At 48.0% G+C, this 12154-nt stretch carries 12 protein-coding genes; 11 read left to right on the top strand and 1 reads right to left on the bottom strand.

Annotation, left to right across the window (positions count from 1 at the left end):
• Positions 1-3: 3 nt before the first annotated feature.
• From ACLQ3M_RS13300 to ACLQ3M_RS13290, 3 genes are read left to right on the top strand one after another with little or no spacing between them, the layout of a single operon-like run.
• Positions 4-576 carry a dipicolinate synthase subunit B gene (locus ACLQ3M_RS13300; RefSeq protein ID WP_411678175.1) on the top strand — a complete coding sequence of 191 codons (573 nt, stop codon included), beginning with the start codon at positions 4-6 and terminating at the stop codon, positions 574-576.
• A 42-nt stretch (positions 577-618) separates the two neighbouring features.
• Positions 619-1140 (top strand): hypothetical protein, encoded by a 522-nt coding sequence (locus tag ACLQ3M_RS13295; protein WP_411678174.1) that lies wholly within the window; start codon positions 619-621, stop codon positions 1138-1140.
• 27 nt (positions 1141-1167) lie between these two features.
• Entirely contained in the window at positions 1168-2439 is a 1272-nt protein-coding gene (locus tag ACLQ3M_RS13290) for an O-acetylhomoserine aminocarboxypropyltransferase/cysteine synthase family protein (protein WP_411678173.1), read from the top strand.
• 58 nt (positions 2440-2497) lie between these two features.
• On the opposite strand, the gene ACLQ3M_RS13285 is transcribed toward ACLQ3M_RS13290, so the two are convergent.
• On the bottom strand, positions 2498-3394 hold the full coding sequence (locus ACLQ3M_RS13285; RefSeq protein WP_411678172.1) for a DMT family transporter: 897 nt from the start codon (positions 3392-3394) through the stop codon (positions 2498-2500).
• A gap of 194 nt (positions 3395-3588) precedes the next feature.
• Here ACLQ3M_RS13285 and yfmF point away from each other — a divergent pair, with 194 nt between their 5' ends.
• From yfmF to argR, 8 genes are all read left to right on the top strand, one after another.
• On the top strand, positions 3589-4869 hold the full coding sequence (gene yfmF / locus ACLQ3M_RS13280) for an EF-P 5-aminopentanol modification-associated protein YfmF (RefSeq protein ID WP_411678171.1): 1281 nt from the start codon (positions 3589-3591) through the stop codon (positions 4867-4869).
• A complete protein-coding gene (gene yfmH, locus ACLQ3M_RS13275; protein WP_411678170.1) occupies positions 4869-6152 on the top strand; it encodes an EF-P 5-aminopentanol modification-associated protein YfmH in 1284 nt (427 codons plus the stop codon). The genes yfmF and yfmH overlap by 1 nt, the downstream gene beginning before the upstream one ends.
• Positions 6153-6242: 90 nt before the next feature.
• Positions 6243-7316, top strand: coding sequence for a prolipoprotein diacylglyceryl transferase (lgt, locus tag ACLQ3M_RS13270; RefSeq protein ID WP_411678168.1), 1074 nt, complete (start codon positions 6243-6245; stop codon positions 7314-7316).
• Positions 7300-8172 (top strand): bifunctional methylenetetrahydrofolate dehydrogenase/methenyltetrahydrofolate cyclohydrolase FolD, encoded by an 873-nt coding sequence (folD, locus tag ACLQ3M_RS13265; protein ID WP_411678167.1) that lies wholly within the window; start codon positions 7300-7302, stop codon positions 8170-8172. Before lgt ends, folD begins: the two co-directional genes overlap by 17 nt.
• Positions 8173-8176: 4 nt before the next feature.
• Positions 8177-10033 carry a 1-deoxy-D-xylulose-5-phosphate synthase gene (dxs, locus tag ACLQ3M_RS13260; RefSeq protein WP_411678166.1) on the top strand — a complete coding sequence of 619 codons (1857 nt, stop codon included), beginning with the start codon at positions 8177-8179 and terminating at the stop codon, positions 10031-10033.
• Positions 10030-10848, top strand: a complete 819-nt coding sequence (locus ACLQ3M_RS13255; protein ID WP_411678165.1) for a TlyA family RNA methyltransferase — start codon at positions 10030-10032, stop codon at positions 10846-10848. The genes dxs and ACLQ3M_RS13255 overlap by 4 nt, the downstream gene beginning before the upstream one ends.
• Complete coding sequence (locus ACLQ3M_RS13250) at positions 10845-11759, top strand: NAD(+)/NADH kinase (RefSeq protein ID WP_411678164.1); 915 nt, start codon at positions 10845-10847, stop codon at positions 11757-11759. The genes ACLQ3M_RS13255 and ACLQ3M_RS13250 overlap by 4 nt, the downstream gene beginning before the upstream one ends.
• Positions 11704-12153: an arginine repressor gene (gene argR, locus ACLQ3M_RS13245; protein WP_411678163.1), complete on the top strand. Its 450-nt coding sequence runs from the start codon at positions 11704-11706 to the stop codon at positions 12151-12153. The genes ACLQ3M_RS13250 and argR overlap by 56 nt, the downstream gene beginning before the upstream one ends.
• Position 12154 lies beyond the last annotated feature (1 nt).

The raw sequence follows: 12154 nt of genomic DNA, 5'->3' as shown, positions 1-12154 counted from the left end.
GTTTTGAATGAAATTACATTCGGATTCGCAATGTGCGGCTCGTTTTGTACGTTTGACAGCGTGCTGGACGAAATGAGAAAAATTGCCGGGCAGGGTTACAGGCTCTTGCCGATCATGTCGGAAAACGCTTCTTCCACCGATACACGTTTTGGCAGGGCGAAAGATTTTCTCTGGCAGGTCAGCGATATCTGCGGAAGAGATGTGATAACAAGTATTGTTGGTTCCGAACCGATCGGCCCCAAAAAGCTTGTCGATCTGATGATCGTCGCGCCGTGTACGGGCAACACGCTTGCAAAACTTGCGAACGGGATTACGGACACAGCCGTCACAATGGCCGTCAAATCCTGTCTGAGAATCGGGATTCCGGTTGTGCTGGCTCCGGCCACAAACGATGCTCTGGCCGCCTCCGCGCAGAATTTGGGCAGACTGATGAATGTAAAACATATTTATTTCGTACCCATGCGCCAGGATAATCCGGAGAAGAAACCGAATTCCGCCGTGGCGGATTTCAGCCTGATTCTTCCAACCGCTCTCGCGGCTTTGCAGGGAAATCAGCTTCAGCCGGTCTGGCGTTAGGAAAAATCAAAACACAGCTTGAAATTCAAAGTAAAAATTGCTATGATTGGAAACAGATTGGAAGTGAAACGGATGCTTTACTGCGCAAGATGCCAGGTTCTTGTCAAATCGGAGGCCGTATGCCCATCCTGCGGAAGCAAAAAGCTTCGGGAGGTTCGGGCAAACGACCCCGTTTTGCTTTTTACGGCAGATGAAACGCAGTGCGGCATGATCCGCGCTGCGTTTGACAGCAACGGCACTCCTCATGAAGAACGAATGTGCGGGCCCGGTGCGCCGCCTTCTATTTTGTACGGAAAAATGCCGAATTCGCTTTATCATATTTTCGTTCCGTATGGGGAAGTGGAACGTTGCGAAGAGATTTTGCACGGAATCGGGGCACTGGGCGAAAACAAATTCGAAAGAAACGGCCCTCAGAATTCAGATGATGATTCGTCAGCAGCGATGAGCCGAGGAAAGCGTATTTTGGTACGTATCCTATCGGCTGTCATGTTTCTGGCTCTTGTCTGGGGCGTTGTATCGATTGCGGATGAATTCATCAATTTTATAAAATCCGCACTTACTTAAAGCATATTTAATAAAAGGAGTATTTTCATGGGATACCATATTGATACAGACTGCATTCATGCGGGATACGAACCGAAAAACGGAGAGTCCAGGGTTCTCCCGATTGTTCAGAGCACAACATTTAAATACGACAGCGCGCAGGCGCTCGGCGAGCTTTTTGATTTAAAAGCCGACGGATTTTTTTATACCAGAATCGGAAACCCGACGGTTGATGCCGTGGAGAAAAAAATCGCCGCGCTGGAAGGAGGAGTCGGCGCGCTTTTAACATCTGCCGGGCAGGCCGCTTCTCTGATCTCAGTTTTAAATATTTGTCATGCAGGCGACCATATGATCGCCTGCAGCGCAATCTATGGCGGAACCTTCAATCTTTTTTATAAAACCATACGGGAAATGGGGATTGAATGCACATTTGTCTCCGCTGACAGCACAAAAGATGAACTGGACGCGGCTTTTCAGGAGAATACGCGCTGCGTGTTTACGGAAACACTTTCCAATCCGTCCCTTATCGTAACTGATCTTGAATTATTCGCAAAAGCGGCTCACGAGCACGGTGTCCCGCTGATTGTCGATAATACTTTTCCAACCCCCATAAACTGCCGTCCGTTTGAATTCGGAGCCGATATTGTCGTTCATTCAACTACAAAATACATGGATGGGCACGCGGTTCAGATCGGCGGCGCGATTGTGGACAGCGGCAATTTCAACTGGGACAACGGAAAATTTCCTATGCTGACCGAACCGGACGAGTCCTATCACGGAACGGTTTATACGAAGGACTTTGGAAAAAGCGCCTACATTGTCAAGGCGCGCGTTCATCTGATGCGGGACCTTGGGGCACAATCGTCCCCTATGAACGCATTCCTTCTCAATCTTGGTCTTGAAACGCTGGCGCTGCGTATGCAGCGGCATTGCTCCAACGCGATGGCGGTTGCGGAATTTCTGGAAAGCAACGACAAAATCGAATGGGTCAATTACCCCGGCCTGAAAAGCAGCAAATATTATGAGCTTGCAAAAAAGTATATGCCGCACGGAACCTGCGGCGTGATTTCCTTTGGAGTAAAGGGTGGCAGGGACGCGGCGGCAAAGTTCATGGAAAACCTCAAACTTGCTTCCATTGTCATCCATGTTGCCGACCTGCGCACCTGTGTCCTTCACCCTGCGAGCACCACGCATCGGCAGTTGAATGATTCACAGCTGAAAGACGCCGGTATCAGCCCCAATATGATCCGTTTGTCCGTCGGGATTGAAAACATCGAAGACATCCTCGGCGATATCAAACAGGCCCTTGCTAAGCTCTGAATAGAATCTTATATCAACATTGCCTCCCGGAAAATAACCGGGAGGCAATGTTAGTTTTTTATTTCACCGTTTTTAATTTTCTTTTGATAAATATGCGGTCTCCGTGCTCCGAAAGCATCATTGCAATAAAAATCAGCAGAAATCCGCCAAAGGTTCGTTGTGTGAGGGACTCATGCAGAAAAACGATACCGCAGATAGTTCCGAAAACAGATTCCAGCGACATGATCAGCGACGCTTTTGCCGGCGGCGTATATTTTTGACAAATCGTCTGAAGAACGGTCGTCAGCATGGTGCCGATGACGCCAAGATACAGAAGAGAGAAAACGGATTGAGTCGGCAGAGAAGTCGGAATCTTTTCCGTCCATAAAGCAAACGGTAACGCAAAAATTACTGTGGCAAACGCCTGCGTAATGCAGATCAGAATAGGGTCGTGTTTTTCGGTAAGAATACTGATGGTTACTATCTGCATTGCGAAAAATAGCCCGCAGGCGAGAGAAAGCAGGTCGCCGGGATTCATGGAAAAACCATTCTGAATGGAAAGCAGACCGACTCCCGTAAGACACATACAGGCTGAAACAAGATGAAAAAGTCGAGGTTGCTGTTTTCGTACCGCCCAATATAAAAACGGAACAATGACACAGTAGACCGCGGTGAGAAACGCATTTTTTCCGGCCGTAGTATATTCGACCCCAACTGTCTGCAGTTCATATCCGGCAAAATTTTGAAGGCCGATTACAAAACCCCATTTGATGTAAAAGGGGTTGATCTGTTTTAGCTTTTTAAAAAAGAAAAGGCAGAGAAACACAGCCGCGATACTGAATCGCAGCACAATCATGGTTGCGGCCGGCACCGTGCCCGTTGTGTTTTTTACAACAACAAAGCTGCTGCCCCAAATCATTGTGACAAGAACAATGCCCAGCTCCGCAGCAACGGATCGATTTCGTAAAATCCTCAACTCAACACCTCAATCCTAAAAAACGACAATGCAATATTATAGCATTCCTTTCAAAAATCGGCAATACGGAAAAATACACTGTTTCTAATTTGTAAATTTTAATGGAATCCTATCGAATCATTCTTTTCTAACTTGTGGAACTGTGGTATAATTATTTTTGTTTCACCGAATCTGTTTTGGAGATGAAATCAATAATGACAGGAATTGAACAGCGGGCTGTTTGCAGCGGCGTGAATTTCCGCAGCATACGGGACGATCGTTTTAAAACAATCCGCATGTCCGTTCATTTTTTATGGCCTCTTGCAAAAGAGACCGTTTCTGAAAATTCCATTCTTCCTTTTCTGCTCAGCCGTGCAAGCAGAAAATATCCCGATTTTTCAAAATTAAACGCACATCTGGCTGAACTTTACGGAGCGGTACTGGATGCGAATGTGCAAAAGCTTGGGGACGTCCAGGTTCTTTCCGTTTCGGCATCCGGAATTGCGGACCGTTATTCCTTGAACGGGGAGAGCGTTTCCGCAGAATTGGCCAAGCTGCTGTGCAGCATTATATTTGACCCGCCGTTGGAGAACGGCCTGTTCCCCGTTCAGGGCTTTGAACAGGAAAAACGCCAACTGATCGAAATGGTGGACTCTGAATTTAACGATAAGCGCATGTATGCCAAGCTGAAGTGCGAAGAGTTGATGTGTGCAAAGGAACCTTACGGAATCGGCCGTTGCGGAACACGGCAGCAAATTCAGGAGCTGAAACGCGAGGACTTGACTCAGGTATGGGAAAACCTGATTCACCGCGCAAAAGCTGAGATTATGGTTTTGGGTGATTGCGACCCGGAACCCGTTTATCAGGATTTTTACGCCGCGTTTCAAAATCTTGCCAGAACTGATTCTGTTGATTGCCCGAATCAGTCAGTGCCGTCGGCAGCAAGCGCCTCCGAAACCACTGAAAAAATGGATGTTGTGCAGTCGAAGCTGGTCATGGGATTTCGCACCGCGTGCGCGGAACCTGATGCCGGCGTTCCTGCCATGAAACTTTTTAACGCGCTCTTCGGCGGTACTCCAAGCTCAAAGCTGTTCTTGAATGTTCGGGAAAAACTGAGCCTATGCTATTACTGCAGTTCCCAGTTTAACCCCATGAAAGGCATTCTGCTGGTTCAAAGCGGAGTGGAAACAAAGAACATCGACCGGGCAAAGCAGGAAATTCTCAATCAGCTGGAAGAGGTTCAAAAGGGCAACTTTGACGAAAATGAGCTGGCGGCAGCCAAATTGAGCCTTTGCAACAGCTACCGCACCTTGTCGGATTCTCTTGATGGACTGGAAGCCTGGTATTTATCCCAGACGTTCCGTCCGAAGGTTAAAAGGCCTGAGGAAGAGGCGGAGCTGGTAAACGCCGTCACAAGAGAACAGGTGATTGAAGCCGCGCGAAAGTTAACCCTTGACACGGTATATCGTCTGGAAGGAAGCGGGGTGGAAGCCTGATGGATTGGTTGAAAAAGATAACAAGCGAACGTACCGGGGATTTCTACTATACCGGAAAGCATTCCTCCGGACTTACAGTTACGGTTTATCCAAAAGAAAAAAACAATTCGACCTACGCGGTTTTCGGTACGAAATACGGGTCGATTGACAACTGTTTTAAAACTGCTCAGAAAAGCGAGCCCCATCGGGTTCCGGCCGGGATTGCTCATTATCTGGAGCATAAAATGTTTGAAAGCGAAGACGGGGATGCTTTTGAACGTTTCGCGAAAACCGGCGCGTCGGCAAATGCCTACACGTCGTTTGACATGACCTGTTATTTATTTTCCTGCACGGAAAACGTCTATGAATCCCTGAAGATTCTTCTTGATTTTGTTCAGTCTCCGTATTTTACGGAGCAAACCGTGCAAAAAGAGCAGGGCATCATTGGTCAGGAAATTAAAATGTACGACGATGACCCGCAGTGGAGGGTCCTTTTCAATCTCCTTGACGCTCTCTACCAAAAACATCCGGTCAGAACTGATATCGCCGGGACAGTAGAAACGATCGCTCAGATCACGCCGGAATTATTGTACCAATGCTACCATACTTTTTATAACCTCAATAATATGGTGCTTTGCATCGCCGGCAATGTTCAGCCGGATCGGGTTGCGGAAATGTGCGACGAAATGCTAAAGCCCGCGCAGCCCGTTCAGATTGATCGGATTTTTGAAAAGGAGCCCGACCATATCGTTAAAGCTAGAGTGGAACAAAAGCTCTCTGTTGCGGTGCCGCTTTTTGAACTTGGTTTTAAAGAAAAAGTCACATCACAGCGTCCATCCGTAAAAGAGATAGCGGAAACCGAAATACTGCTTGAGGCCATTTCTTCCAACGCAAGTCCCTTATTCCGCCGCCTGCTGGATGCGGGCCTGATTAATGAAGCTTCGTTCGGCAATGAGTATTTTGAAGGTCCCGGTTACGCATCCGTGATTTTTTCAGGTGAATCAAAAGACCCGGAACAGGTTGCTCAGGAAATCAAGCGGGAAATTGAAAACATTCGGAAAAACGGCTTTGACCGAAAAATCTTTGAATGTGCGAAAAGGGCGGTGTACGGCAGAAATATCGCTTCGCTCAATCACGTGGGCAGCATAGCAAATTCACTTGTGTCTCTAGCCTTTTCCGGCCGAGAATTATTTCAGTATATTGATGCCGTCGCGCAGACGGATATGAATTCCGTGATGGCCAGACTTGAAAACCAGATGCATACGGAATTTTCATCGCTTTCCGTCATCTTTCCCAACCAATAATGAACTAATACCGCCGGAGCTTTCCACGCTGAAGCCCGGCGGGTATCATCTATTAAAAACCTGCGCTGCGTGGAGAAATGGTGGTATAAGATGTATCATGTTCAATTCCCGGGACTTGGTATTAATGTTACCCTGAATCCCATCGCTTTCAAAATTGGAAATCATCCGATTGCCTGGTACGGAATCATTATCGCAACCGGATTCCTCCTGGCTTTTCTTTATGCATTGCAAAGCTGTAAAAAATTCCGGGTTGACCCGGACCGTTTTGTCGACGTTGTCATGGTCGGAATCATTTTCGGCGTAATAGGAGCCAGGATTTATTACGTCTTGTTTGATTCAAGCAGCCAGTATGTTGAAAATCCTATCAGCATTTTTTATATCTGGAACGGCGGACTCGGAATCTACGGCGGAATCATCGGCGGCTTGCTGTTCGGTTCCTTGATGGCAAAGTTCCGCAAGCTTAGTATTCCTGCCGTCCTTGATTTGGCTTCACTAGGTTTTTTAATCGGACAATGCATCGGGCGCTGGGGCAATTTTGTCAATCAGGAAGCTTTTGGAACAGGAACCAATCTGCCTTGGAGGATGATTAGTGAGAACACGGACCTCGTTTCGGCAACCGGAGTGCATCCGTGCTTTCTTTATGAGTCGCTCTGGTGCCTGCTTGGTTTTATTCTGCTACATATTTTCAGCAGAAAATACAGAAGATACGATGGGCAAGTCTTTTTACTTTACATTCTCTGGTACGGGGTTGGGCGTTTCTTTATCGAGGGTCTGCGAACCGACAGCTTGATTACTCCGGTCATCCCGCTGAGAGTGTCTCAGGTTGTTGCGGCTGCCGCCGTACTTGCAGCCATCGTACTTCTGATTGTATTCAGAAACAGAACGGTTCTGACCGGCTGCGGTTCACGCAAAATTATGGAACTGAATTCCATTGTCGATGAAGTAAAACCGGAAGAAATTGAAGAAACATACACGGACGACGGGACAAGTACAATTTTTGATTCCGCGGAGGAAGCCAGAACTTATATGAACGAAGAATCTGAAACAGCCGACCAATCTGAAAGCAACTCTGAAGATAAGCCGCAGGATGCCCCGGCGGCGGACGCTTCTTTCAAGGACGAAAAAGACGGAGGGGAGGAAACAAAAGATGGCGAAGCTGATTGACGGTAAGGCAATTTCAGCGCAAATCAAAGCGGAAACAGCGTTGGAAGTTCAGGAATTGAAGGACAAGGGAATTATTCCCGGTCTAGCGGTGGTCCTGGTCGGCAATGATCCGGCCTCTCAAACTTATGTGAATCTGAAAGAAAAGGCCTGCGCTGCGGCCGGAATTTATTCGGAGAAATACGCATTGCCCGCAAATACTCATCAGGACGATCTTTTTGATTTGGTGAACCGGCTGAATCACAAAAAAGAGATTCATGGCATTTTGGTTCAGCTGCCTCTTCCCGATGACTTGGATGAAGAATCCGTCATTGAGACGATTGATCCCTGGAAGGATGTCGACGCATTTCATCCTTCCAACGTCGGAAGAATTATGATTGGAAATTATCGTTTTCTGCCGTGCACACCTGCGGGAATCATGGAGATGCTGCATCGTGAGAAAATTCCTGTTGCCGGTAAAAAATGCGTGGTTGTGGGACGGAGCAATATTGTCGGCAAGCCAATGGCAATGCTTTTGCTGCACGACAACGGAACCGTTACCATTTGCCACAGCAAGACAAAAGACCTCGAGGAAATCTGCCGCGGCGCCGATCTTCTGGTTGCCGCCGTCGGCAAGCCGAAATTTATTACCGCCGATATGGTAAAGCCGGGCGCATGTGTGATCGATGTGGGAATGGATCGTGATGAAAACGGCAAGCTTTGCGGAGACGTTGATTTTGAACCCGTCAGCAAACTTGCATCCTACATCACGCCGGTTCCGGGCGGAGTCGGTCCCATGACAATCGCGATGCTTCTTCGGAATACGGTTACGGCCGCAAAAATCCAAAACGCGATTCCGGACCGCCAGAAAGTCTGCTGACTGTATGGGCAGCCTCTTAAACTCGGTCCGTTCTCCTAAGGATCTGCAACAGCTGACGCCGGAGCAGCTGCCTCAATTATGCGCAGAGATCCGTGAAAAAATAATTCAGACCGTTTCCACAAACGGAGGGCATTTGGCATCAAATCTCGGAGTCGTGGAACTCACGGTTGCGCTGCACCGGGTTTTTCATTCACCGGAGGACAAAATTGTCTGGGATGTCGGACATCAGGCTTACACACATAAAATGCTGACCGGAAGACTGGACCGGATCGGGACGATACGGACACGCGGAGGACTTTCCGGGTTTCCCAATCGGCAGGAAAGCCCTCATGATCCGTTGACTTCCGGGCACAGCAGCACTTCCATATCGGCGGCACTGGGCATCTTCAAAGCAAAGGAACTAAGGGGTGACGCGGGTCACGTTGTCGCCGTGATTGGTGACGGCGCGCTGACCGGCGGACTTGCTTATGAAGGGATGAATAACGCGGGCCGGCTTCATAAGAATTTTATTGTTATTTTAAACGATAATAAAATGTCAATATCCCGCAATGTCGGATCCATGGCGCGCTATCTTGCGCGAATTCGCACAAAGCCCTCCTATTTTAGGATCAAAGGTAATATTGAAAATACTCTGGATCATATTCCGGGAGTAGGAAGACCGTTTCGGCATGCCCTGACGAAATCGAAATCCATTCTGAAACAACTTCTGTATAACAGCACGATCTTTGAAGATATGGGGTTTTACTATTATGGTCCGTTTGACGGACACGACACGGAGAAGCTGACGGAAGTCTTTCAAAATGTCAAAAGTATTCCGCACCCCGTTCTGATTCACGTTTTAACACGGAAGGGAAAGGGGTATTCCTATGCGGAGGAAAATCCCAAAGCCTTTCATGGGGTTTCCTGCTTTAATGTCGAAACCGGGAAATCGGTAACGGCTACGGGCAGTTTTTCCTCGGTTTTTGGCAGCAAACTCTGTTCTCTTGCCTCTGAGGACGAAAGAATCTGTGCCATAACGGCCGCAATGCAGGAAGGCACGGGTTTATCGGTCTTTTCACAAAAGTACCCGGAGCGTTTTTTCGACACCGGTATCGCGGAAGAACACGCCGTTACATTCGCGGGCGGGCTCGCCTGCGGAGGAATGCTTCCTGTTTTTGCGGTTTACTCCTCGTTTCTGCAAAGAGGGTACGATCAGCTGATTCATGATGTTTCCCTGCAAAGGACAAAAATTGTTCTTGCGGTTGACCGTGCCGGAATTGTCGGGGAAGACGGTGAAACACATCAGGGTATTTTTGACGCTGCTTTTCTGAAAACGATTCCCGGCATCACAATTTACTCTCCTTCCTATTATGATGAGCTTCAAAGTAGTATGAGGCAAGCCCTTTATGATTGCGACGGATTGGCTGCGGTTCGTTATCCCCGCGGAGAACAGCTTTTTCGACCGTTTGATTTTCATGGGAGCCGTAAAGCCTATTGCCTTTACGGTAACGAATCCGCTGACATTGCACTCATTACCTACGGCAGACTTTTTTCAAACGCATGTCAGGCGCTTTCCCTTTTGAAAGAAAGAGGGATTGAGGCCAGAATTATAAAGCTGAACCGGATCTTCCCAATCGACCGGGAAGCCGTCCGGGAAGCACTGAAAGCAAAGGCTGTTTTTTTCTTTGAAGAAGGAATTGCACAGGGCGGCATTGGCGAACATTTTTCTTTTCTGTTGAACCAGGCCGCTTATCAAGGCAGGTTTTATCTCCGTGCGATCAACGGTTTTGTGCCGCATGAAACGATGATGCAGGCTTTGGAACAGCTTGGACTCAGCGCCGGAGAAATGGCAGAATTGATTGTATCGGAGTGCTCGGATTGATTGAGAAAAAAAGGCTTGATTGCCTGATTTTTGACCAGGGCTATACGGAAAGCAGAGAAAAGGCCAAAGCGATCATTATGGCCGGAAAAGTGTATGTAAACGGGCAGAAACAGGATAAGGCCGGGACGATGTTACCGCAAGACGTTCAAATTGAGGTTCGCGGCGACCGGCTGCCCTACGTAAGCCGGGGTGGTCTGAAGCTGGAAAAAGCCCTTGCATCTTTTCCGATTGATCTGAAAGATAAAGTGGTAATGGATATCGGCGCTTCAACCGGCGGCTTCACGGACTGCATGCTTCAGAACGAAGCCAAAAAGGTATATTCCATCGATGTCGGGTACGGTCAGCTGGCATGGAAGCTGCGTACCGATCCCCGCGTGGTCAATCTTGAAAGAACCAATGTACGTTATCTGACGGAAGAGCAGATTCCGGAACCAATCGATTTTTTCAGTGTGGATGTATCTTTTATTTCTCTGCGCTTGGTTTTACCGGTAGCTCATCGGTTTCTGGCGGCAAACGGCCAGGCTGTTTGCCTGATTAAGCCTCAGTTTGAGGCCGGTCGGGAAAATGTAGGGAAAAAAGGGGTTGTCCGGGATAAAAGGGTACATGTTCAGGTAATCGAACGAGTGATCGGCTTTGTGAAGGAAATCGGATTTTCTGTCCTTGGTCTGACTTTTTCGCCTGTTAAGGGACCAGAAGGAAATATAGAATACCTTTTATATCTTCAAAAATCCGATCTGCCCACGGACTTCGCGCCGGATATCGCTTCATTGGTCGAAGAATCCCACCGGGAGCTGAATGGCGGTGAAACAAAATGAATGTCGCGGTGATTCCAAACCTGAGTAAGGATCATGCCGGGCGCTATACGCAGAAACTCATTCAAAAGCTTCGGGAGCTTGGCATGAATGTATTGATGAAAGCGGAATTCCAACCGTCCTTTCAGAATGCGGATGCTGTTTTTTTTAACAACATGGCTGAGTTGGTTTGCTCCTGTGATCTCATCATTGCCGTCGGCGGGGACGGCACCATCATTCACTGTGCCAGAAACGCCGCTGCCGCCGGAAAACCGATTCTCGGAATGAATACCGGAAGGCTTGGGTTTATCGCCGGTTTAGAGACCGATGAGTTGGACAGTCTGATGAAACTCAAAAATGGAAATTACTCCGTTGAGGAACGAATGATGCTGGAAATCCGGGTGAATGACAATGGTACGCCAAAGGTTTTTACAGCACTAAACGATGCCGTTGTCGCACGGGGAGCACTTTCGCGGATTCTGGATTTAAAGGTCAGGCTGGACGATACCAAAGTATGCGATTATCGCTCCGACGGTTTGATCATCGCGACGCCGACCGGTTCCACGGCGTACTCTTTAGCCGCAGGGGGACCAATTATCGACCCGGAGATGAACTGCATTCTTCTTTCTCCTATCTGCCCGCACTCCTTGCTGAGCAGACCGGTTGTTTTTGGGCCGGGCGCAAAACTGTGTGTGCAGGCTCATTCCGACTATGAGAGTGAAATAATCCTTACGATCGACGGTGAGATTTTTATCAAAATCCCGGACGGTACCAAGATCGAATTTTCGAAATCGCCCGGCACCGTTAAAATAATAAAACTGAAAAGCAGTAATTTTTACGAGATCGTAACCGATAAACTTGGAGAGAGGAGAAATGAGCATGAAAGAACGACGGCATGCGAAAATACTGGAATTAATCGGGAAATATTCCATTGATACGCAGGAGGAATTACTTCGCCGTTTACGGGATGAAGGTTATGAGGTGACACAGGCTACGGTCTCCCGCGATATCAAGGAGCTTCGTCTGATCAAAACGCTGACGGCAAGCGGTAAATACAGATATACGGTTGGACAGGAGGAAGCGAAAGATTACACCACAAAATTCTATTCACTTTTTTCCGACGCTGCTTTATCGGTGAACTTTGCACAGAATATGATTGCCGTAAAGTGCCTGACCGGTATGGCCAACGCTGTCTGTGCTGCAATGGACACCCTTCATTGGGAGCATATTGTTGGCACCCTGGCAGGGGACGATACCATTTTTATTCTAATGAGCGATGAGAACGCTGCGGAAGGGCTGTCTGCGGATCTGAAAAAATTTATCAGGTGAT

Origin of the sequence: Caproicibacter sp., from assembly GCF_046707225.1 — a bacterium.
GTDB lineage: Bacteria > Bacillota > Clostridia > Oscillospirales > Acutalibacteraceae > Caproicibacter.
This window is presented reverse-complemented; position numbering and strand designations above follow the sequence as displayed.

Bases quoted from the DNA above. Each gene is read 5' to 3' on its own strand.
- ACLQ3M_RS13295 (WP_411678174.1), top strand. From the start codon at position 619: ATGATTGGAAACAGATTGGAAGTGAAACGGATGCTTTACTGCGCAAGA.
- ACLQ3M_RS13290 (WP_411678173.1), top strand. From the start codon at position 1,168: ATGGGATACCATATTGATACAGACTGCATTCATGCGGGATACGAACCG.
- yfmF (WP_411678171.1), top strand. From the start codon at position 3,589: ATGACAGGAATTGAACAGCGGGCTGTTTGCAGCGGCGTGAATTTCCGC.
- yfmH (WP_411678170.1), top strand. From the start codon at position 4,869: ATGGATTGGTTGAAAAAGATAACAAGCGAACGTACCGGGGATTTCTAC.
- lgt (WP_411678168.1), top strand. From the start codon at position 6,243: ATGTATCATGTTCAATTCCCGGGACTTGGTATTAATGTTACCCTGAAT.
- folD (WP_411678167.1), top strand. From the start codon at position 7,300: ATGGCGAAGCTGATTGACGGTAAGGCAATTTCAGCGCAAATCAAAGCG.
- dxs (WP_411678166.1), top strand. From the start codon at position 8,177: ATGGGCAGCCTCTTAAACTCGGTCCGTTCTCCTAAGGATCTGCAACAG.
- ACLQ3M_RS13250 (WP_411678164.1), top strand. From the start codon at position 10,845: ATGAATGTCGCGGTGATTCCAAACCTGAGTAAGGATCATGCCGGGCGC.
- argR (WP_411678163.1), top strand. From the start codon at position 11,704: ATGAAAGAACGACGGCATGCGAAAATACTGGAATTAATCGGGAAATAT.